This window comes from Frankia sp. Allo2, assembly GCF_000733325.1.
In the GTDB taxonomy this organism is placed as follows: Bacteria; Actinomycetota; Actinomycetes; order Frankiales; family Frankiaceae; genus Frankia; species Frankia casuarinae.
Map to the genome: position 1 here is coordinate 443865 of NZ_JPHT01000001.1, position 22066 is coordinate 465930.

The 22066-nt window shown below is 70.8% G+C and carries 16 protein-coding genes, 1 tRNA gene and 1 pseudogene; 4 read left to right on the plus strand and 14 right to left on the minus strand.

All coding sequences use genetic code 11. From position 1 onward, the window contains the following. Window positions 1-55 precede the first annotated feature (55 nt). Both dacB and ALLO2_RS25320 read right to left on the minus strand, forming a co-directional pair. Window positions 56-1507, minus strand: coding sequence for a D-alanyl-D-alanine carboxypeptidase/D-alanyl-D-alanine-endopeptidase (gene dacB, locus ALLO2_RS01855; RefSeq protein ID WP_011438665.1), 1452 nt, complete (start codon window positions 1505-1507; stop codon window positions 56-58). 9 nt (window positions 1508-1516) lie between these two features. Then, window positions 1517-1963 (minus strand): hypothetical protein, encoded by a 447-nt coding sequence (locus ALLO2_RS25320; protein WP_139139939.1) that lies wholly within the window; start codon window positions 1961-1963, stop codon window positions 1517-1519. A gap of 89 nt (window positions 1964-2052) precedes the next feature. On the opposite strand from ALLO2_RS25320, the gene ALLO2_RS01865 reads away from it, so the two are divergent. Then, complete coding sequence (locus ALLO2_RS01865; protein ID WP_035729179.1) at window positions 2053-2592, plus strand: inorganic diphosphatase; 540 nt, start codon at window positions 2053-2055, stop codon at window positions 2590-2592. A gap of 178 nt (window positions 2593-2770) precedes the next feature. Here the strand turns inward: ALLO2_RS01865 and ALLO2_RS01870 are convergent. Continuing rightward, window positions 2771-2842, minus strand: a tRNA-Thr gene (locus ALLO2_RS01870). A gap of 331 nt (window positions 2843-3173) precedes the next feature. Here ALLO2_RS01870 and ALLO2_RS01875 point away from each other — a divergent pair. Continuing rightward, window positions 3174-3908, plus strand: a complete 735-nt coding sequence (locus ALLO2_RS01875) for a response regulator transcription factor (RefSeq protein WP_035729180.1) — start codon at window positions 3174-3176, stop codon at window positions 3906-3908. On the opposite strand, the gene ALLO2_RS01880 is transcribed toward ALLO2_RS01875, so the two are convergent. From ALLO2_RS01880 to ALLO2_RS01910, 7 genes are all read right to left on the minus strand, one after another. Beyond that, window positions 3890-4837, minus strand: coding sequence for a regulatory iron-sulfur-containing complex subunit RicT (locus ALLO2_RS01880; protein ID WP_035729182.1), 948 nt, complete (start codon window positions 4835-4837; stop codon window positions 3890-3892). The two genes, ALLO2_RS01875 and ALLO2_RS01880, sit on opposite strands and share 19 nt — an antisense overlap. A 152-nt stretch (window positions 4838-4989) precedes the next feature. Then, window positions 4990-6234, minus strand: coding sequence for a DNA polymerase III subunit delta' (locus tag ALLO2_RS01885; protein WP_011438661.1), 1245 nt, complete (start codon window positions 6232-6234; stop codon window positions 4990-4992). Between the two features lie 42 nt (window positions 6235-6276). Continuing rightward, window positions 6277-8355: a dTMP kinase gene (tmk, locus tag ALLO2_RS01890; RefSeq protein ID WP_330218945.1), complete on the minus strand. Its 2079-nt coding sequence runs from the start codon at window positions 8353-8355 to the stop codon at window positions 6277-6279. 299 nt (window positions 8356-8654) lie between these two features. Further along, window positions 8655-11834 (minus strand): type I DNA topoisomerase, encoded by a 3180-nt coding sequence (topA, locus tag ALLO2_RS01895; RefSeq protein ID WP_035729183.1) that lies wholly within the window; start codon window positions 11832-11834, stop codon window positions 8655-8657. Window positions 11835-12291: 457 nt separating this feature from the next. Continuing rightward, window positions 12292-14631 carry a sodium-translocating pyrophosphatase gene (locus ALLO2_RS01900; protein ID WP_011438658.1) on the minus strand — a complete coding sequence of 780 codons (2340 nt, stop codon included), beginning with the start codon at window positions 14629-14631 and terminating at the stop codon, window positions 12292-12294. A gap of 517 nt (window positions 14632-15148) precedes the next feature. Beyond that, window positions 15149-15679: an ATP-binding protein gene (locus tag ALLO2_RS01905; protein WP_011438657.1), complete on the minus strand. Its 531-nt coding sequence runs from the start codon at window positions 15677-15679 to the stop codon at window positions 15149-15151. Window positions 15680-15717: 38 nt separating this feature from the next. Further along, window positions 15718-16059, minus strand: coding sequence for an STAS domain-containing protein (locus ALLO2_RS01910; protein ID WP_011438656.1), 342 nt, complete (start codon window positions 16057-16059; stop codon window positions 15718-15720). 327 nt (window positions 16060-16386) lie between these two features. On the opposite strand from ALLO2_RS01910, the gene ALLO2_RS01915 reads away from it, so the two are divergent. Then, window positions 16387-18801 carry a DEAD/DEAH box helicase gene (locus ALLO2_RS01915; protein WP_051874787.1) on the plus strand — a complete coding sequence of 805 codons (2415 nt, stop codon included), beginning with the start codon at window positions 16387-16389 and terminating at the stop codon, window positions 18799-18801. 94 nt (window positions 18802-18895) lie between these two features. After that, the gene (locus tag ALLO2_RS26845; RefSeq protein ID WP_035729184.1) at window positions 18896-19501 is read left to right on the plus strand and encodes a hypothetical protein; all 606 of its coding nucleotides are present in this window, start codon (window positions 18896-18898) and stop codon (window positions 19499-19501) included. A gap of 32 nt (window positions 19502-19533) precedes the next feature. On the opposite strand, the pseudogene ALLO2_RS26850 reads toward ALLO2_RS26845, so the two are convergent. From ALLO2_RS26850 to ALLO2_RS01935, 4 genes and pseudogenes are all read right to left on the minus strand, one after another. After that, window positions 19534-19941: pseudogene (locus ALLO2_RS26850) on the minus strand (Rv3654c family TadE-like protein); the annotation flags it as partial. Continuing rightward, on the minus strand, window positions 19917-20342 hold the full coding sequence (locus tag ALLO2_RS01925; protein WP_035729185.1) for a TadE family protein: 426 nt from the start codon (window positions 20340-20342) through the stop codon (window positions 19917-19919). The pseudogene ALLO2_RS26850 and the gene ALLO2_RS01925, both read right to left, overlap by 25 nt. 47 nt (window positions 20343-20389) lie before the next feature. Further along, entirely contained in the window at window positions 20390-20632 is a 243-nt protein-coding gene (locus ALLO2_RS01930) for a DUF4244 domain-containing protein (RefSeq protein ID WP_023840725.1), read from the minus strand. Window positions 20633-20725: 93 nt separating this feature from the next. Continuing rightward, window positions 20726-22003 carry a type II secretion system F family protein gene (locus ALLO2_RS01935; protein ID WP_232234824.1) on the minus strand — a complete coding sequence of 426 codons (1278 nt, stop codon included), beginning with the start codon at window positions 22001-22003 and terminating at the stop codon, window positions 20726-20728. Window positions 22004-22066 lie beyond the last annotated feature (63 nt).

Here is a 22066-nt window from a genome sequence, read left to right on the forward strand (position 1 = left end):
ATCATGAACCGTGCCGAGAACGGGATGGGACGCGCCGGGGCGCCGACGGTCCTGCTCAGGTCGGTGGGCGCGATGCTGCCGGTGGGCGCGATGCTGCCGGTGGGATCGCCACGGTCGTCGACCGGGCCGGGGTGCATCCGCAGCCGGTGAGCGCCGCGGCTGCCCGGTCGAGGGCGGCCTTGGTGCTGCCCGCCTCCTCGGCGGGCGAGAGGAACGCGAAGAGGAGCAGCCTGCCGTCCGCGTCGACGAGCTGGCCCGCGAGGCTGCTGACGTTGTGCAGAGTGCCGGTCTTCGCCCGGACGTCACCCGCTCCGATGGCGGTGTCGCCAGTGGTGTAGCGGTCACCTAGCGTACCGGAGAACCCGGCTACCGGCAGCCCCGTGAGAATGGTGCGCAGCGCCGGCCGACCGGGGAGGACGGCGGCGCGCAGGATGGCNACAAGGGTCATGGGCATGATCAGGTTTGCGATGGACAGGCCGCTCACGTCGGCCAGTGCCATCCCTGCGACGGGGAGGCCCGCCTCGGCGAGGACGTCCCTCACCGCGCGGGTGGCGCCGGTGAACGAGGCGGGCAGGCCCCTCCGATGGGCGACGAGCCGTCCCAGGCTCTCGGCGAGATCGTTGTCTGACTGGGTGAGCATGCGTTCGACCAAGACCCGCACCGGCGGGCTGTAGACCGCCGCGACCCGTTGTGCGGCCGGGTCCGCCGGGCCGGTGGCCACCGATCCGACGGATACTCCGGCGGTCATGAGCGCCGCGGCGAAGGCCGTGGTCGCGGCGGCGGCCGGGGTGGGGCTGCGCGGTCCGACGGCTTCCGGTGCCGACCGTCCGGCGTCGACCTCCAGCGCCGAGACCGGGGCGACGTCCCCGTCGGTCACGTAGTTGTCGCGCCATCCCGGTGCCCGGTCCGGACCGACGAACAGCCCTCCATCGCCGATCACCCGAGCCGCCGAGGTGATACCCGCGGCCCGGACCTGAGCGGCGAGATCGCTCAGCCGGGCCAGAGCCGGATAGCCGCCGGGCGCGGTGGAGGCGGTCAGGGTCGGATCTCCGCCGCCGACGAGCCACAGTGTTCCGCCTGATGTGCGGGCGTTCCCGCCCGCGGGCGGGCTGTAGACCACGGTGGTCCGCAGCCGGTCGTCGGGGAAGGTGGTCAACGCGGCCGTGGCGACCGCGGTTTTCAACGTGGAGGCCGGTGCCACGGGGATGCGGGACCGGACGTCGAGGAGCACCCGACCCGACTGTGCGTCTATGACGAAGGCCGCGGGCCGCGCCAGAACGGGATCACCCAGCGGGCCGGCGAGGCGGGCCGCCACCGCCGCGGGCTGCGGGATCGGCGCGGCCGAATCGAGACCGCCGAGCACCGCAGCGCCCGCGCGGTCGGACCCGCTGCCGGCGAGTTCCGCGGCTGATCCGGTGGTGGGACCGACGGACAGGGACCCGGCGAGCAGCGCGCCGGCCAGGGCGGTGAGCCCCCCTACCCGGGCGACCGGTGCGGCTGACGTCACTCACCGACACTACGCAACCAGCGGGCGGTCGGCGACGGCGCGGCGGGTGAACCCGGATCCGTCGCCGCCGGCCTGCCCGGCGGTGTCCCGCCGCGACGGGACACCGGGGGTGCGACGGGACACCGGAGGTGTCGTGTCGGCGGGCGGCACTGGTACGAAGAAGGCCCCACCGGGCGTGTCGCCGGTGCCCAGCATGGTTTCGGTGCCCGGGAGATCCGGCGGTGGAAACGTGGTGGTGCCGGTGCGGTTCGGGTGGGAGTGGTTCGGGTGGGAGGCGGCGTCCGCGACACTAGGTGCGCCGTCGTGGGTGTGACGCCTCGTTGTGGTCACTGGGGTGGGTGGCCCGCGCCCCGGGCGGAGCACGTCCACCGCCTGGCAGAGCACGACGTACGGCACGAGCACGACGTACTGCGCCACGAGCACGACGTACGGCACGAGCACGACGTACTGCGCCACGAGCACGGTACGGCTCGAACGAGCACCATGTGACAAACGGCGATCGCTCCGGTGCGGACCGGGCGAAGACGAAGGAGACAGGGAGCGGAGTGGACCTTGAGTTCGATGTGACCATCGAGATCCCCAAGGGGCAGCGCAACAAGTACGAGATGGATCACCACACCGGCCGTATCCGGCTTGACCGGATGCTGTTCACCTCCACCCACTACCCGTCGGACTACGGGTTCATCGAGGGAACCCTCGGGCGCGACGGTGATCCGCTGGACGCCCTCGTCCTGCTGGAGGAGCCGACGTTCCCGGGCTGCCTGGTGCGGNGCCGGACGATCGGCATGTTCGAGATGACCGACGAGAAGGGGCCGGACGACAAGGTTCTCTGCGTGCCGGTGGCCGACGTCCGGCAGGAGCACCTGCGGGATCTGCGGCACCTGCCGGAGTTCGACCGGTTGGAGATCCAGCACTTCTTCGAGGTCTACAAGGACCTCGAGCCCGGTAAGTCGGTGGAGGGCGCATCCTGGGTGGACCGCAAGGAGGCTGAGCGGGAGATCCTGGCGTCCATCAAGCGGCTGCGCGAGGCGGAGGCCGCGGAGGCGGACGGGCACGACCAGGAGGCCGAACCCAGGTCGGCCTGATCCCTCCGTCCGGCTTGTGGTATCCGTGACGACCTGTCCCACGTCCCAAGCGGGGTGGGACAGGTTCAGGAACCCACGGGATGGGCCCGGGGCGGGAGCCGGCCCGCCGCCGGGCCGGACGTGCCGGCTATGACGGTTACCTGGCGCGTAATGATCGTGCGAGCGGAATCGGGGAGTGAGCCGGAGGCGGGGATTGAACCCGCGACCTATCGCTTACGAGGCGATTGCTCTGCCACTGAGCTACTCCGGCGAACGGCCAGGACCGCACTGGCCCGGGTCGAGTATGCCAGATGCGTGGGCGGGCTCGACCCGGCGGTGGTTCGGTGGCTGTTCGCGGGCCGAGATGCCCGCCGTCGCCCCGGATCCCAGCCGTCCACGGTGATGCCACCAGTGGCGGGCACGGTCTGGAATGCCTCCGTCTCAGGCTGTCATGGCGAGGGATGTGCTATGTCGTCAAAATGGCCCTGAGTCGGCAAATTATCTTCTTTATGTCACATTTAGTTAGTTTTGGGTGCTGCAACACCGTAAATCGCCACCCCCGGTCGCAGTGGTTCCGATGAGGATGCGTAGGGTTTCGCACCATGACCGGGGCCGGAGACGCTGCACCAGCAGCGACGACGCGAGGAGCCTCGCTCCTCGTCGCTGAGGACGATGAGGCATCTCGCATAGCACTTGCGCGCAGCCTGGAGAGATTCGGTTATCGGGTGCTGGAGGCCGCGGACNGCGAGGCCGCTCTTCGGCTCTTCCAGACCACCGAGATCGATCTGGTGGTGCTGGATGTCGCGATGCCCAGGATGGACGGCTTCGCCGTCCTGAGCCGCCTCCGCCAGACCAGCGAGGTTCCNGTGATCATGCTCACCGGGCGGGCCGAGGAGGTCGACCGGGTGGTCGGCCTCNAGTTGGGCGCGGACGACTACGTCGTGAAGCCCTACTCGCTGCGAGAACTGGTGGCCAGGGTGCGCGCCCGGCTTCGCCGACGGCCGGCGGAACCGCCGCCGCAGCGCACCGGGGACGGCAGCGACCCGCTCGTCTACGGAGACGTCTCCATCGACCTGCGGGCCCGCGAGGTCGCCGTCGCCGGGGAGCGCATCGATCTGACCGCGCGCGAGTACGAGCTGCTGGCCTTCCTCGCCCGGCATCCTCGGCGGGTCTTCAGCCGGGAGGAACTCCTCGAGCAGGTGTGGGGCACGCGGTTCCAGGACCCCGCCACCGTCACCGAGCACGTCCGGCGGGTACGAACCAAGGTCGAGGGTCGTCCACCGCAGCGCCGGCTGGTCACGACCCTGCGCGGGATGGGCTACCGCTTCGACCCGTGACGTCCTTCCCGCAGGGCCGTCGTTTCCCCTCCTGTCGTCGTTTCCCCTCCTGTCGTCGTTTCCCCGCCGGCTGTAGAGGTGCTGCCCGGGGGGGAGCATCCCGCCAAGCCACCGGGGTGGGCGGTGTCGTGGACCCGCCGGGAGGCGCAGACATCCGCGCGGTCGCACGAGGTCCGGCCCCCGCCGTCGAGAACCACGACCACCTGCTGACGCGGAACATCGTGCCGCACGACCCGGCCCGCACCGTGTGGGGTCGTCGCCCGGTCTCCGACCGCGGGCACGGCTTCGGCGAACTCCTCGTAGAGGGGATGTTCGTAACGCAGGCAGNACATCAGCCGGCCGCATGCCCCGCTGATGCGCATCGGATTGAGGGCGAGGTTCTGCTCCTTGGCCATCCGCAGGCTCACCGGCTCAAAGTCGTTGAGAAAAGTGGCGCAGCACAGGTCGCGGCCGCAGGAACCGATCCCGCCCTGGACCCGGGCGCTGTCGCGGGCGGACAGTTGCCGCAGCTGGACCCGCGCCACCAGCGTCCGGTTGAGATCCCGCACCAGTTCACGGAAGTCGACGCGGCCTTCCGCGCTGAAGTAGACCGTGTAGCCGCCGGTGGCCATCACGTGGTCAACACCGACGATCTTCATCGGCAGGTCATGCTCACGGGCCAGGCGGCGGGCCGCGACACGCGCCCGGGCGCGTCGGCGCCGGGAGACCTGCTCGCGCTGGATGTCGGACGCGTCGGCCATCCCGACGAGCACCGGCAGGTCGCCGATGTCGTCGCTGACCCACTGGGGCGCCCACATGCAGGTGGCGACCTCGGGGCCCTCCTCGGTGGGGACGAGCACCCGGTCGCCGACCCGGGGGCTGCAGGAACCAGGATCGGCATAGTAGAGCTTGCCCCGTGGGGAGAACGCCACCGCGCACATCATCGGCATCCGACCGGTCACCTCCCTGCGCCCGCCGGGTCCCGCCCGGGCGGACCTGGTCGAAGGGCATGTCCGCGTCGCGATCAGGATATGCCCGGCCTTCCGCCCAGACAGGCCATTACGCCGGTTCGTCCCCACCGCCGGTCGCCGGTCGCCGGTTGTCAGGTGTCGCGCAGCGCGAGGGTGAGCGACTCCACCGCGAGCAGTGGGACGAGGCCGGGATTTCTGGCCAGTGACGCCCGGGTCGCGAGGACAGCCTCCAGCCGGCGCAGTGTCTGTTCCGGAGTGCAGGCCGCGGCGTATCCGGCGGCCTCGACGCAGTGATCAGGATGAATCGCGTCGACACCGGCGCCGAGCTGTTGGACCAGGACATCCCGGTACAGCCCCGCGAGGTCCACCAGGGCCCGATCCAGCGCATCGAGGACGGTGCGGCGACCTCGGCTCTTCTGGGTCCGCTCCAGCTCCTTGAGCGCCCCCGCGGCACCCCGCACCACCATCGTCCGGCCCTTGGCCCCCGCCTTCGGGGCCCGCGCGGACCTGGACTTCCCGCCGACCGCCGTGGCACCGACGCCGAGCGCGGTTTTCAGCGCCTCGGTCTCCACCTCGTCGCGTTCCGCATTCGCGGCCTCCGCGTCGGCGTTCGCCGCGCTCACCAGATCGGCCGCCGCGGCCAGGCAGTCACCGACCCGGCCGAGCCGGGCCGGGATACGCAACACCGCCGCCCGGTTGGCCCGGACCCGCTCATCCGAGGCGAGCCGGCGCGCCAGGGCCAGATGACCCTGGGAAGCCCGCGCCGCCGTCTCGGCGACCTGCTCGTTGACTCCCTCGCGAACCAGCGCGTCGCGGACGTCCGTGGCCGAGGGCAGCCGTAGCGCGACCGTCCGGCAGCGGGAACGGATGGTGGGCAGCACGTCCTCCACGGAGGGGGCGCAGAGCAGGAACACCGCCCGATCCGCCGGCTCCTCGAGGGCCTTCAGCAGGGCGTTCGCCGCGGCCTCGGTGAGCCGGTCCGCATCGGTGATCAGCAGGATGCGCCAGCGGCCGGCCGTCGGGGCGCTGGCGGCGTCGCGTACCAGCGCGCGCACGTCCTTCACACCGAGCGAGAGCCCCTCCGGTTGCACGGTTCGCAGATCGGTGGCCGTGTCGGTGAGCACGGTGTGGCAGCCGGTGCACTCGCCGCAGCCCGGCGGCTCGTTCTCGCAGGTGAGGCTTGCGGCGAAGGCGCGCGCCGCGTCCTGGTGACCTGCCCCGGCGGGTCCGGTGAACAGCCACGAGTGCGTCATCCCGGCACGGGCGGCAGCCGGCGCGCCGCCTCCACTCGCGAGCCCGGCACTCGCGGCGGACGCCGCGGCGCTCAGCGCCGCGACCACCGCGTCCTGCCCGACAAGCGTCTCCCAGACCGTCACCGGGCCATCATCCCCGAGCCACGCCGGTCCGGAGCGCGTCGGTCAGAGCACACCGAGCAGGACGGCTGGCCGATCGATGCGGCTGGCCATGAACGAGCGGATCTCGGCGTGGATCTCCTCCGGTGACCGCGTCGCGTCTAGCGGAAGGTAACGATCGGGCTCCTTCTGCGCCAGCCGACGGAACGTGTCGCGTACCCGGCCCTGGAAGGTCAACTTCCCGGCGTCGTCCGCCTCGGCCGGGCCGTCCGGCGGCCCCGGCGGCCCCGGCGGCCCCGGCGGCGGATCAGGATACGCGGTCATCCGCGCGCGGCGCAGGACGATCTCGGCCGGCAGATCCAACAGGACCGTGACGTCGGGAAGCAGCGCGTGCGTCGCCCACTGGGTGAGGACGGACAGCTCGTCGGTGCTGAGGGCCTGGCTCACGCTCTGGAAGGCGATGAACGAGTCGACGTAACGATCGGTGATGACGATCGCTCCCCGGGCCAGCGCGGGTTCGATCACCTGCGCGACGTGTTCGGCGCGGTCCGCCGCGGTCAGCAGCGCCTCGGTCCGGGGGTGCAGCCGTACCGTCGGGTCGAGGAGCAGTTCTCGCAGGCCCGTTCCCAGTGCGGTGCCGCCGGATTCGGAGGTCACCACCACCTCCCGGCCGGAGGAGGCGAGCCACGTTCGTAGCAGCTCCACCTGTGTGCTCTTGCCGGCGCCATCGATGCCCTCGATCGCGATGAACAGGCCGGTGCGGCGGGGACGTGTGGCCGCCGGCCGCCGGCCGCGCAGCGCGTTCCACAGCTCGGGCCAGACCGCGGCTCCGGTCGGGTCGTCCATCTGCCGATAGGAGAACAGGCCGACCGCGACGGCGAGCAGACCGCCGGCGAGCAGGACCGCGGTGACGCCGTCCGCGCGGACGTTGATGTCGCCCCACAGATGGATCCTGTGCGAGCCGATGAGGCCAACCAGGCCGGGCGCGGCGGCGAGCACGAGCAGCAGGTCGATGCGGACCAGCGACTGCACCAGGGCGAAGGTGCGCCCCCGCAGCTCGTCGGAGACCTCGGCCTGGAGCAGGGTGTATCCGGTCACCCAGGCCACGCCGGCGAACGCCCCCACCGCGACCACGAGGATGCAGGCGATGACCAGGTTCGGGATGATCGCGACGATCACCAGGGTGATACCCGCCCCGGTCACGCAGACGCCGAACAGGCGGGTCCGACTGTAGTCGCCGAGCAGCTTGGGACCGGCGGCCATGCCGGCGGCGAGGCCGACGAACACCGCGCCGAAGAGCACCCCGTACGCGGAGTCGCCGCCGCCCAGGATCTCGACGTAGAGCCGGCCGAGGGCGATGACGCAGCCGGCGCCGGCGAACCCGCCCAGGATGCCCACGACGAGTCCGCGGACCAGTTTGTCCTGGCCGACGTAGCGCCATCCCTCGGTGATGGAGGCCAAGAACCCGGGCTCGGGGCCGGTCTCCGGCCGCGCGGCCCGTCCGATGCCCTTCAGTCCCCAGATCACGATTGCCGAGCCGAGGAACGTCGCCGCGTTGAAGTACAACGCGAGGTCGACCGAGGAGTCATGGAAGAACGACACGCTGGAGCCGAGCGTCCGTGAGATCGTCGCAAGCATCGTGAAGATCGTCGCGGCGATCGGGGCCGTGCCGTAGGTCATGATCAGACTGAGGGTGTTGGCGGCCGCGAGCCGCTCCTTGGGCACCAGGTGCGGGACGCTCGCGTCCTTCGCCGGCGCCCACACCAGGGTGACCGCCTCCACCAGGAACGATGCGATGAGCAGCCACTTGAGCGTCCCGATGATCGGGATCGACATGAACAGCCCGAACCGCATGACGTCCGTCACGACCATGGTCAGCCGGCGGTCCAGCCTGTCGGCGAGGGCACCGGCGAGTGGGCCCAGGATCAGGGCCGGCATCAACCGGACGATCAGCAGCGAGCCGATGGCGTACGCCTGCCCGGAGAAGCTCTCCTGGAGCTGGGTCACCAGTGCGGTGGTTGCCAGCAGACCCATCCAGTCACCCAGGCTGGACAGGCTGAGCTGAATCCACATCCGGCGGAACGCGGGGATCCGCAGGACGGCCCGGATGTCGCTGTCGCCTCCGGCGGCGATGGTGGACGGCATTGGCGGCGAGGGAACCGTCGTCACCGGATGCCTGCTCGGCGAGCGGCGGACCCGCGGTCGCCGGACGGGCCAGGGTGGGCGCCGCCCGGCGTCCCGAGATCCGGCTGCATGGTCGGTGGCCACAGGGTCTCCTCCGGACGTCTCGACCGGGGTGGTGGACCTGCCGGTCACATTGGACGACTCTGCGTTACCAGATGTGGTCTCCGTGTCGCCGATGGTGAACGCCGTAACCTCGGAAACCACCCGGGGCGCGTCCGCTTCTCCAGGTTCTCCAGGGCTCCTACCGATCGGCAGCGCCATCAGTCCGTCCGGCGGGTGCCACTGGACGACGAGCTACCGGAGTCATCGGAGCCATCGGAGCCGCCGCCGTCGTCCGTCACCGTCCGGGCGGTCTTGGACCTGGTGGTGCCGGTCTTCGCGGTGCCGGTCTTCGCGGTGCCGGTCTTCGCGGTGCCGGACTTCGCGGTGCCGGACTTCGCGGTGCCGGACTTCGCGGTGCCGGACTTCGCCGTACCCGGCTTGGCCTTGGTGGTTTTCGGGCCGGTCTTGGCGGTGCCGGCTTTCGCGGTGCCCCGGGCAGGACGCTTCGCGGTGGCCGGTCCGCGGGCCCGACGGTCTGCCAGCAGCTCCGCGGCACGCTCATCGGTGATCGTTTCGACCGTGTCGCCCTTGCGCAGACTGGCGTTGGTCTCACCGTCGGTGACGTAGGGGCCGAACCGGCCCTCCCGCACCACCATCGGTTTGCCGCTGGCCGGGTCGGTCCCGAGCTCGCGCAGCGGCGGGCTCTGCGCGGCCTGGCGCCGACCGCGGGCCTTGGGCTGGGAGAGCAGCGCCAAGGCCTCGTCCAGGGTCACGGTGAACAACTGATCCTCAGATTCCAACGACCGACTTTCGGCACCCTTCTTCACGTATGGGCCATAGCGGCCATTCTGGGCGGTGACCTCCTCCCCGTCATCCCCCGCACCCAGAATGCGCGGAAGGGTGAGCAACCGCACGGCGTCGTCGAGGGTCAGCGTCTCCAACGACATGCCACGCAGCAGACTGGACGTGCGCGGCGGGTCAGTGTCGGTGGTGACGTAGGGGCCGAAGCGACCCGCCTTCGCCGTGATGGTCGCCCCCGACGCCGGGTCGATTCCCAGCATCCGGTCGCCACTGGGCGCGGCCAGCAGCCCCAGCGCTTTGTCGACGGTGAGTTCGTCCGGTGCGAGATCGTCCGGCACGCTGGCACGGCGCTCCCCGTGCTGGACGTAGGGGCCGTAGCGGCCCACCCGGACGACCAGCAGGGTGCCGTCGTCGGTCTCGCCGAGGGGGATCGAGTTCACCTCGCGGGCGTCGATCTCTCCGAGCCGCTCATTGACCAGGTGCTTCAGTCCGTCGGCGGCCGGGTCGGTGCCGTCGCCGGTTCCGAAGTAGAAGCGGGTCAGCCAGTCGGTCGAGGCGGCCGTGCCGGCGGCGATGTCGTCGAGGTCGTCCTCCATCGTCGCGGTGAACCGGTAGTCGACCAGCCGGGTGAAGTGGTCCTCCAACAGGCCGACGACGGCGAACGCGACGAAGCTCGGCACCAGGGCCGAGCCCTTCTTCCACACGTAGCCGCGGTCCTGGATGGTGCCGATGATCGAGGCGTAGGTGGACGGCCGACCGATCCCGAGCTCCTCGAGCGTCTTGACCAGGCTGGCCTCGGTGAAGCGCGCCGGCGGACTGGTGGTGTGCCCGCGGGGGGTCAGCGAGCGGGTGGTCAGTGGGTCGCCCTGCCGTACGTCCGGCAGCCGCCGCTCCCGGTCCTCCAGTTCCGCGTCTGGATCGTCGGCGCCCTCGACGTAGGCGCGCAGGAAACCGGGAAAGGTGATGACCTTCCCCGATGCCGAGAACTCGGCGTCCTCCCCAGCGGACGAGGTCGCGCCGAGCCGGATCGTGGCGCTCGTGCCGCGGGCGTCCGCCATCTGGCTGGCCACCGTCCGCTGCCAGATCAGCTCGTAGAGCCGGTAGGAGTCGACGTCGAGCTCGCCACGAACCTCACCCGGGGTCCGGAAGTGGTCCCCGGCGGGTCGGATGGCCTCGTGGGCCTCCTGCGCGTTCTTGACCTTCTTGGCGTACGTGCGGGGGCGTGCCGGCACGTACTCCGGCCCGTACAGGCTCGCCGCCTGCGCGCGGGCCGCGGTCAGGGCGGTCTTGGACAGGTTCGTCGAGTCCGTCCGCATGTAGGTGATGTAGCCGTTCTCGTACAGCCGCTGCGCCACCTGCATCGTGCGCTGGCTGGAGAAGCGCAGTTTGCGGCCGGCCTCCTGCTGCAACGTCGAGGTCATGAACGGTGGGTACGGCGAACGGCGGTAGGGCTTGGTCTCCACCGAGCGCACCGTGAATGCGGCGTCGGCGAGCCGCTCGGCCAGCGACCGGGCGGTGGCCTCGTCCAGCCGCGTCACCCCGGAGGAGACGAGCTGCCCCGTCGGGGAGAAGTCACGACCCGTCGCGATCCGGTTGCCGTTCAGGGCGATCAGGGTTGCCGGGAGCGGGGTCTTCTCGACCCCGTCGCCGCGGATGGACCCGGCGCCGGGTCCATCCGGCCCGGATCCCGGTGTGCCGTCCGCGCCCGACCACGCCTGGCGGGCGACGGTCGCCCCGAACAGGCCCTCGATGTTCCAGTACTCCGCCGAGTGGAACCGCATCCGGGCACGTTCCCGCTCCACCAGGATGCGGGTCGCCACGCTCTGGACCCGGCCCGCCGACAGCCTCGGCATGACCTTCTTCCACAGCACGGGAGAGACCTCGTAGCCGTAGAGACGGTCCAGGATGCGACGCGTTTCCTGAGCGTTGACCAGGTTCTTGTCGATATCGCGCGGATTGTCGACGGCCCGCTGGATCGCCTGGGGGGTGATCTCGTGGAACACCATCCGCTTGACCGGCACCGTCGGCTTCAGTGTCTGGAGCAGATGCCAGGCGATGGCCTCGCCCTCGCGGTCCTCGTCCGTCGCGAGGTAGAGCTCGCTGGCGTCTTTCACGAGCGCCTTGAGCTTGCTGACCTGCGGTTTCTTGTCCGGCGTCACGATGTAGAGCGGTTCGAAGTCGTTGTCGACGTCGACGCCGAGCCGAGCCCACGGCTTGCCCTTGTGCGCGGCCGGGACATCGGCGGCACTGCGCGGGAGGTCACGGATGTGCCCGATACTGGATTCGACCTGCCACCCCGGACCGAGATAGCCGGCGATCGTCTTCGCCTTCGCCGGCGATTCCACGATCACCAGGCGGTTGCCCGGGCCGGAGCCGGTGGCGCGGCTGCCGTGGGCGCCGGTGGCTCCGCCTGAGCCGTTCGCCGAATGGCCAGCCTCCGTTCGCCCGTTCGCCGTCCGGCTGGTGGCGCCGGCGGGTACGTCGGCCGATGCCTCGCTCGAGCCGGTCTCCGGCGGGAGCCCGGCCTCGGTGGGCTCGGCGACCGGTGCGGATGACCGCGCGGTCGCCCGTGTCGTCGTCTTCGTGCGCGCTGGCACTTCTCTCCTCGGTGCGACGTGCTCGTTTTAGTGCTCTGTGGGGCGAAAGCGTAGGTTGCTTCTACGGAGCGTAGGTCTCGAACATGGCGGATGTTGCGGAGGCGGAGCGCGTTACTGGATCTGGCGGGGGCGGCGCGGGTGTCCGGCGGNCGGTGGTCGTGCGGGCGGCGGCCGTCGGAGTGAGAGCGGTGCCTCGCAGCACCGTACGCCGCCATTCCGTCTCGCGGATCCTCCCGTCCGGGTATGGCGACCGTAGCCCGACGCTCACCCACTGCTTCCCCGATCCGACGTGGGTGGCACGGATGGTCCGCTGGCGCATCACCCGGCCCACGGGCGGTACCCGATCCCGATTCCGAGGTTCCATCGGTTCTCGAGGTTCCATCGGTGTGAAACAGCGCCGCCGACCCGCGTGGCCTCGTGCGAGCCGCGGGGGTCGGCGGTGGCGGAGCGATGTGGGTCAGGCGTTGATCTTCTCGCTGGGAGCCGGTGTCGGTTGTGTCATATCGGGCACATCGTTGATCATTGAGCTCCGTCGTCTGGAGATGATGATCACGGCTGCGATGGCGGCGAGGGCGGCGAGGGCGACACCGATGCGCAGCCCCGTGTTCTCGTCCGCGCCCACCGAGTACTTTACGACCGTCGGAGCGATCAGCAGGCTGACCAGATTCATCACCTTGAGCAGCGGGTTGATCGAAGGGCCGGCGGTGTCCTTGAATGGATCTCCCACGGTATCGCCGATCACCGTGGCCGCGTGGACCTCCGAGCCTTTTCCGCCGTGGTGGCCGTCCTCGACCATCTTCTTCGCGTTATCCCAGGCCCCGCCGGAGTTCGCGAGGAACACGGCCATCAGCACGCCGCCGGCGATGGCGCCGCCGAGGAACGCACCGAGTGGCGGGTATCCCAGGCCGAAACCGACCGCGATTGGGGCGAGAACCGCCAGCGTTCCCGGTGTAATCAGTTCGCGGAGCGAATCGCGGGTGCAGATGTCGACGACCGCACTGTAATCCGGCTTCTCGTCGCCGGTCATGATTCCAGGCCTGGACCGGAACTGGTTGCGTACCTCCAGGACGACCCGCCCGGCCGCGCGGCCCACCGCATTGATCGCGAGCCCGGAGAACAGGAAGACCACGGACGCACCTATGGTGAGCCCGACCAGCGCGTCGGGGTAGGCGATGTTCAGGCCGCCAACGATGCCCCGACCCGCCTCGGGCAGCGCTCCGGCGTCGCGGAGAGCCGTCGTGACGGTGTCGGTGAACGAGCCGAACAGCGCCGAGGCGGCGAGCACCGCGGTGGCGATCGCGATGCCCTTCGTGATCGCCTTGGTGGTGTTGCCGACGGCGTCGAGCGAGGTGAGGATGGCCGCACCCGCCTCGTCCATGTCGCCGGACATCTCGGCGATGCCCTGTGCGTTATCGCTCACCGGCCCGAAGGTGTCCATCGAGACGATGACACCCACCGTCGTCAGCAGACCGGTCCCCGCCAGCGCCACCGCGAACAGCGCGATCGTGACGCTGCCGGAGCCGAGCAGGTAGGCGCCAAAGATCGCGGCACCGATGAGCAGCGAAGAATAGACCGCCGACTCCAGACCCACCCCGATTCCGGCGAGGATGTTGGTGGCTGGTCCGGTGAGCGACGCCTTTGCGATGTCCCGCACCGGCCGGCGGCCGGTCTCGGTGAAATACCCGGTTAGCAGCTGAATGGCGGCGGCGAGCACGATCCCGATCAGGACCGCGCCGATCGCGATCACTCGTGGATTACCGGACTGGGTGCTTCCCTGCATCCCGGGGAAATCGGCGAAGCTCGTCGGGAGGTAGAGCAGTGAGACGGCGACGACGCCGATCGCGGACACCACCGCGGAGATGAAGAAACCCCGGTTGATGGCGGACATTCCGGTGCGGTCACCGGCCCGCGGCGACACCGCGAAGATTCCGATGACCGCGGTCACAACCCCGACCGCCGGGATGAGCAGGGGGAACACCAGGCCGCGTTCGCCGAACGCCTCGACCCCGAGAATCAGCGCCGCGACGAGCGTCACCGCATAGGATTCGAACAGGTCGGCGGCCATGCCGGCGCAGTCGCCGACGTTGTCGCCGACGTTGTCGGCGATCGTCGCGGCGTTGCGGGGATCATCCTCGGGAATCCCCTGTTCCACCTTGCCGACCAGGTCCGCCCCGACATCGGCGGCCTTGGTGAAGATCCCTCCGCCTACTCGCATGAACATCGCGAGCAGAGCGGCGCCGAATCCGAATCCCTCCAGGACCTGGGGGGCGGTGTCCCGGAAGACGAGGACCACGGCCGCCGCCCCCAGGAGTCCGAGACCGACGGTGAACATCCCCACCACCCCCCCGGTGCGGAAGGCGATGCGGACGGCGGCTCGTTCCCCTCGGGTCATGGCGGCGGCGGCAGTGCGGGTGTTGGCCCGGGTCGCCAGCGACATCCCGACGAATCCGACCAACGCGGAGAAGATCGCACCGACCACGAAGAAGATCGACCGACCGATCTTCGCTCCAGTGTTCTCGGCTGGCAGGAGCAGCAGTACGAAGGGGATGACGACGACGAATCCCGCGAGTGTGGTGAACTGCCGTCTGAGATAGGCGGCGGCGCCCTCCTGGACCGCCCGGCCGACCTCCACCATCCTCGGGGTGCCTGGACTCGCCGCCAATACCTCACGAACCAGATAACCGGCAACAAGCAATGCGAGGGCTGCGACTATCGCCACACCGGCGACCAGGCCGAGGGCTCTGCCGCTAAGGTCAATTCCAGAGCCCTCGGCCTGTAGGGCTTGGATCGAGGACATGGCTCCTCCCGGTCTGCTCTGTGCGCCCTCCGTGAGGGTGCCGGTGCTCTCGGGCGCCCTTTCGGCGGTCGCCACGGCATCGAGACGGTCACGGCCACGCGCCGCATCCGGCGGCGCTTTGGGCGAGATCGGTCGGTTCTTCCCATTTCCAAGCATCTGACCGGTCTCACGGGGAGCACCAAGGGAATCACGGATGGTTGGATCAGCCGTCCATGAGATGCGGCGGAGTCTATCCACACGTCTGTGACGTGCGCTCGTTTTTCAGCAGCGGCGGCCCGGGTCGCGTGCTCTCGGGTACCTCTCACCGCCCCGGCGATAATCCGGAAACGGATCGATTCAGGAATATTCGGCATAAAAAGATCGCTCGTGCTGTTACTGACATGGCAGACTGGCGCCGTGGCTCCACCTCCATGTCAGGTTCCATGTGCCCCACCTTCGGAACCTGGCGCGGGGCACATGGCGGCACGGTCGGAGGCTGGAACAGTCGCCGGGCCCAGGCAGGGAGACCGGAGAGGTCCTACACCGCGGATTCGCAGGGGTCCGATGTGGCGCCGGTGTGCCAGGTCATCGCGACAACCGTACCCACGCCGTCGGGGCCACGCCTGATCTCGATCTCGTCGACGAGTCCCTCGATGAGGGCGAGTCCGAGCCCCGGTGGGAAACCAGAGTTGTCCGCCGAGGGATCGTCGTCCGCCGGTTCCGCCCAACCCGGCGGCTGAGTCGACTCGGATCCGAGTTCGAGCAGGGTGGTCGCGGTGACGAGGCCACCGTCCGGACCGGGGGCGACCTCGTCTCCGGTCCGGCCGCAGTCGGCCACCGTGATGGTGAAGGAATCGGCGCCATCGGTGAGCGCGACATGCACCGGGGCCTGCGGCGCATGCCTGCGGTTGACGCGCACCGCTCGGGTGCATGCCTCCGTCACCGCAAGTTTGATCTCGTCGGCCGCGCTGACCGGAACTCCCGCGCGCCGGCTGACCGCCGTCGCGATCATCCTGGCGGTACGAACGTGCCCGTTCAGTGCAGCGAACCGCAGCTCAACGGTGGGCATACGGCGGGCCTGCCTTTCGCGAAAGAGTGATGTCCGGCTCAGTCGCTGGCGGCAAGGGCTTCCTCGATGGAGGAGTGGATGGGGAAGACCTTGGTCAGGCCGGTGATCCGGAAAATCTTCAGGATGCGCTCCTGAGTGCAGACCAGACGCAGCGAACCCTCGTGCGCACGCACCCGCTTGAGCCCGCCGACGAGGACCCCGAGGCCCGTCGAATCGAGGAACTCGACGCCTTCCATGTCGACGACGAGGTGGTATGACCCCCCGGACACGAGATCGATGAGCTGCTCGCGAAGCTTCGGCGCGGTGTAGACGTCGATCTCGCCGCCCACCACCACGACCGTGTGGTTGCCTTCCTGGCGTGTCGTGAGGGACAGGTCCACGGATCCTCCTTGTGTGCCTCCGGCCGTCCCGTGCTTCGGGCGACCGACATCACGGCGCCATTACCCTCCCACGAGGAGGATCAATCCGGTGTGCCGCGACACAGATCGCGGGTCCGGTGTTGCGGCATCGCCGGCTGATGACGTCTGATGAAATGTATCCCCGATCTTGGCGCTCGTGTGGGGGTCGACCGACTGCATCGGCGGTTTNNGCGCNGCTGGNCCCNCGGGGNCACTCCGTGGTCCGCCTGTCGTCTTGTCATCGGCCTCGCTGTCCGTAGCCACGCCGAGATGATCCCCGGCCCGGGGGCCCGGGGGCCCGAGAGGGCGATGTTCGGGGGGTTCGTCCGGCTGAGGGGCGCCGTGACCGCGTCGAGACGCATATCCTCGATCGTCGTGGGCTCGCCGGTGGATGTCGACGGCGCGGACACGGTCCTTGCCGGGCTGCGCCGCGACGTGCGACGAGCGCGGTGCATGACGCACATCGAGCGTGTCCCGGCTCGGGACGGCTGCCCGGCGCCATGGCCGGACTGGATCGATCCGGTCCTGCGGGGACGGTGGACGGCCGCCGGGATCGCGAGCCCCTGGAGCCACCAGGCGGCTGCCGCCGAGGCCGCATACGCCGGGCGCAGCGTGGTGCTGGCGACCGGCACGGCCTCGGGTAAGTCGCTTGGCTATCTGATGCCGGTGCTGTCNCGGCTGCTCGCCGAGCCCGGTGCCCGGGCACTCTACCTGGCGCCCACGAAGGCGCTGGCCCACGACCAGCTCAGAGCCGTGCGGTCGCTGCGGCTCACCGGTATCCGGGCCGCCGCGTTCGACGGGGACACGCCGGCGGCCGAACGGGACTGGGTCCGGGCGCATGCCGGCCTGGTCCTGACCAACCCCGACATGCTCCACCGTGGCATCCTGCCCTTCCACCGGCGGTGGACCCAGTTCCTGCGCGGCCTGCGTTACGTCGTCGTCGACGAGTGCCACGGCTACCGAGGGGTGTTCGGCGCACACGTGGCCGCGGTGATCCGCCGGCTGCGGCGGATCTGCGCGCGCTACGGGACCGATCCGGTGTTCCTGCTCGCGTCCGCGACCGTCGCCGATCCCGGGGTCTCGGCCGCACGGCTCACCGGCGTGGAGGTCGAGGTGGTCGACGTTGACGGATCTCCGCGGGGGCCACTGGACTTCGTGCTCTACGAACCTCCGCTGCTCACGACCGGGCAGAGCTCGCCGGACCGGGAGGACCCGACCTCCGCGCCCGGCCCGGGCGAGAACGGCGCCCCCGTCCGCCGGTCGGTGACCGCCGAGTCCGCGGACCTGCTGACGGACCTCGTCGCGGACGGTGTGCGCACCCTGGTCTTTGTCCGCTCGCGACGGGCCGCCGAGGTGGTGGCGGTGACCGCCCGCCGCGAACTCGGTCGGATCGCCGCAGACCTCGCCGACCGGGTGGCGGCGTATCGGGCCGGCTACCTGCCGGAGGAGCGACGGGCCCTGGAGGAGGATCTCCGCTCGGGCGCCCTGCTCGGGGCGGCCGCGACGTCGGCACTCGAGCTCGGGGTGGACATCAGCGGGCTGGACGCCACCGTCACCGCCGGTTTTCCCGGCACGCTCGCCTCGCTCTGGCAGCAGGCCGGACGCGCCGGGCGGGATGGCCGGCGATCGCTGGCCGTGCTGGTCGCCCGGGACGATCCGCTTGACACCTACCTGGTGCATCATCCCGAAGCCGTCTTCGGACGGCCGGTGGAGGCCAGCGTCTTCGACCCCGACAATCCCTACGTGCTCGCTCCGCACCTGGAGTGCGCCGCGGCCGAGCTGGCGCTGACCGAGGCGGATCTGGCGTTGTTCGGACCGACCGCTGCGTTCGCCGTCAACGACCTGGTCCGCCGAGGCCGGCTGCGCCGCCGGCCCACGGGCTGGTTCTGGACGCAACGGGCCCGGCCGGATGTGGACATCCGAGGGGCGGGAGGACCACCGGTTCGCATCGTCGAAGCGCGGACCGGTCGGCTTCTGGGCACCGTGGACGCCGCGACCTCGCACACGACGGTGCACGCTGGCGCGGTCTATCTCCACCAGGGATCGAGCTTCGTGGTCGAGGACCTCGACCTCGAGGAATCCGTCGCGTTCGTATGCGAGTCGGCGCCGGAATGGACGACCACCGCGCGTGACCACACCGACATCAGGGTGGTGGAGTCGTCGCGATCCCGGGTGCTGCCCGACGTGGAGGTGCACCTCGGCGTGGTCGAGGTCACCAGCCAGGTCGTCGGATACCAGCGGCGGCTGATCGCGACGGGCGAGGTACTCGGGCAGGAGCCTCTCGATCTGCCGCCGCGTCAGCTGCGGACCCGGGCCGTCTGGTACACGCTGTCCGACGACCTGCTTGCCCGAGCCGCGATCGAGCCTGCGGATGTCCCCGGTGCCGTCCACGCCGCCGAACACGCGGCGATCGGTCTGCTCCCGCTGTTCGCGACCTGTGACCGTTGGGATATCGGCGGTGTCTCGACCGCGCTCCATCCGGACACCGAACGCACCAGCGTCTTCGTCTACGACGGACACGCCGGCGGGGCGGGNTTNGCTGAACGGGGNTTCCTCCGAATCGGTGCCTGGCTGGCTGCGACCCGGGACGCGATCGAAGCGTGTGAGTGCCCGGCGGGGTGCCCGTCGTGCGTCCAGTCGCCCAAATGCGGAAATGGCAATGAGCCGCTCGACAAGGCGGCTGCCTGGCGGCTCCTCGCCGCGGTGACCGCCATGATCGGCTAGCCCCGTGACCACTTCGCCGCGGCGTGGTTCCCCCGCGACCGGACCCGGGTATGTCGACCAGATCGGCTTTTCTCCGTCGTTTATACCAACGTCCATGGTTCTGGAGGTCTCGGTGGTAACCGTCGGTGTCGTGCTGTTGCTGGTGGCTGGAGTTCTCACCGCGGATCTCGTGTTGGAGAACAGCGGTCACACCGAAGTCCTGATCATGGGACAGATACTCTCGTTCGACACCTGGGGCCTGTTCGTCCTCGGCCTGGCCACGGGAGTGCTGGTAGCGGCCGGCGTGCAGCTCTTCCTGCAGGGCCTCGCGCGGGATCGCCGCCGCCACCGGATGGAACGCCAGCGCGCCCGGGAGATGGAGGCGCTGGTGCGTTCCGCGCCGGCCGCGCCGGCCGCGCCGGCCGCTCCGCCCGCGCCCGCCACCGGCGGCCCCCGGTCCGTCGAAGCCGCCACCGGCGGGGCGCGAACCCGGACGGCCCCGCCCGAGGCGCGCCCGGCGGCCGCTCCGATGCCCGCGGCCGTCCCCACCGCGGCGTCCTCGGGCCAGATCATCACCCATCCCCACCGGGGCGACCGGATCGTCGCCCGCGTCGCTGATCTGCGGCGCCGTGACAGTGGCGGTGATGCGGCGAGCGGCGCCGCCCAACCTCGCGAGGGCGTCCGTTCCGGAACCGGGTCGTCCACGCCGACCGGGAAGTAGACACCCTCCGCTCCTCCCCACGGCCCGGCACGGGCGCGGGCGGACAGCTCCGGGAGCGGGCCGAGTACCGCCGGTAGGCGCGCGAGGACCGTCACCTCGACGGCGTTGCCGTCGACCCGGCAGGCTGCCAGCCGCGCCCCGTTGGCTGCGCTGACCTCGTCGGCCCGCGCGCACACCGTCCGCTGGTCGGCGGGCGGCATCGCAGCGGCCGCGAGGGCGGCGAGATCCGCCGCTCCAGCGGCCCGCTGCCGGACCGCGCTGATCACCGTCACGGTGAACGCGACGCTCACCAGCGAGAGCAGCGCGAACAGGACGGCCAGCAGCCATACCGTCGCGGACCCCGCATCGGGGGCCGCGACGGACGGCGCTACCCCCGGCTTGACGGTCGGCAGCGTCCTCAGCCGGCGCGCCCCGCTCACGGCACCATCCGGGCCGGGCATCCGGTGGGGGCATCGGACGGAAGATCGACCGTCGCCTCGACGGGGGTGACGGCCCGCGCCGCCACCTCGATGCCGGGAACCAGCCGGCTGACGCCGATGCCACCGACGTGCACCGACACCTGTACCTCGAGCCGACCCGCGCCGCGGTGCAGCGTCACGGTGGAGCCGACGGGTGCCGCCTGGATCACCATGGTGTGCACGGCCGAATCCGGCTCCCCCCTGGCGGCCAGGCGGGCGCCGATGCGTGCCGCGTCGGCGCATCGGGTCTGGGCCGCGACGGCACCGAGCATCCAGGCAGCCAGGAAGAAGACGACGAACAGTGAGGGCAGGCCAATCGCGAGCTCGGCGGTGGCCTGGCCGCGGTCCGACCCGCGGACGGATCTCCCACGTCGGTGGGTCACCGGCCGCGGCGGCCGCTGGGAGGAGCGCACAGGCATCACGGCCGCGCTCAGAACGCCACGGTCAGCGCGCGCTGCACCACCGAGGAGACCAGCGACCGGGTCGCGGAGCTCGATACCACCGCGTAGAGGACGCCGGCGAACGCCACGGCCGCAAGCGTGCCGACCGCGTACTCGGCGGTGGACATGCCGTGGTCGCGGGCCTGGACGGCCGGGCGCCACACGCTGAGAAGNCGCCGGGACACCGGCCATCGCGACAGGCGTCGGCACGAGGAGCGGGCTGCCAGGAACATGAGAACTACCTCCGGGACGGGGGAGGATCGGGATCGAGCGATGGGTCAGACCTGGGCGCTTGGCGCCGCGGTGGCAGCTGGATGATCGGGACTTCAGGCCGGCAACAGCGCGGGGACGGATCCGAGGACCATGGGGACCACTCCGAGCAGGAGAAAGGCGGGAAGGAAGCACAGGCCCAGGGGCGCGACCGCCAGGACACCTGCCCGACGAGCCGCGGCGATGCTCTCCGCGTGGGCTTCGTCCCTGGCACGATCGGCCAGTCGGGTGAGAGTGGCGGCGAGCTTCGCCCCGGACATCTCCGCGCGATCGAGCGCCATGATCGCTGCCCGCACCATCCTGGCCCGCCGGGACGGCGGCGTCACGCGGCCGCGGCGAGCCCATCCGGGCAACCGGTCGGTGAGTCGGGGAGCATGACTCGCGGCCACCAGTCGCTCGCATGCGGCGCCCACCGTGGCGCCCGCCGCGAGTGCATCGCCCACGGAGCACAGTTCCGCGCCCAACACGCCACCGGTGGCGGCGCCGACGGCCCGCGCCGCCGACATAATGGTTTCCCCGCTGCGTAGACACGCCGCGATCAGGTCCAGGGCCAGGGGAAAGTCGGCGAGGAACCGGTTGTGCCCCGCCACGGCGGAGGTCGGGGGCGCGAGGCCCGTTGCATCCACGGCCACCGGCTCTCCCCGTCGCTCCACGCCGTCCGCCAAGCGGCGAAGCCAGCGGACTCCGACCAGGTCGGCGAGCCCGCCCACGAGCAGGCATCCGATCCCCGCCGGCGTGCCCAGCAGCACCGCAATCGGCGCTGCTCCCGCGAGCGACCCCAGGACGATTCCGGCCAGCGGAAGCGAGGCCACCAGCCGTCCGGATGACCGGGGCCCGGCCAGTGCCGAGGTCAGCTCGCCCGCCCGCACCGCGTCGGCGCGGGCGACCGCCGCGAGCATCGTCGCGACGGGCGCCAGCCTTGCGCCGACGGCCGCGCAGACCTGGTAGGCGACTCCGAGCTGCCGCAGTGATGACGCCTCACTGCGGCACAACAACGCACCGGGCTCCTCCGTCCGGTCGAGCGCGGCACCGAGCTGGTCGATGGGCAGCCACGCCGATCGTCCCGCCGGTGCCGCAACGAGTTCGTCGATGCCGCCCGCCGCCCGGCGTAGGGCCTCGAGCTGGGGTGCGCNGGCGTCGAGCTCGGCCGCGAACGCGGCGAGGAGGTCTTCCGCGGACTGGCGGACCGCCACCTGCCTGCGCCGCTCCAGTGACCGCCGTCGCGCCCGGGCGAGACAGCAGAGCAGCACGGCCATGACGCCCGCAGCCACCGGTCCGGAGGTCAGCGTGAGCAGGACGGCACCGAGGACCAGGCCGATTCCTGAACCGATCATGGTTCCGGTCCTCGGCCGGGTGACTGCGATGGTTGCCGGGACGGTCCCCACGCGCTCGAGTAC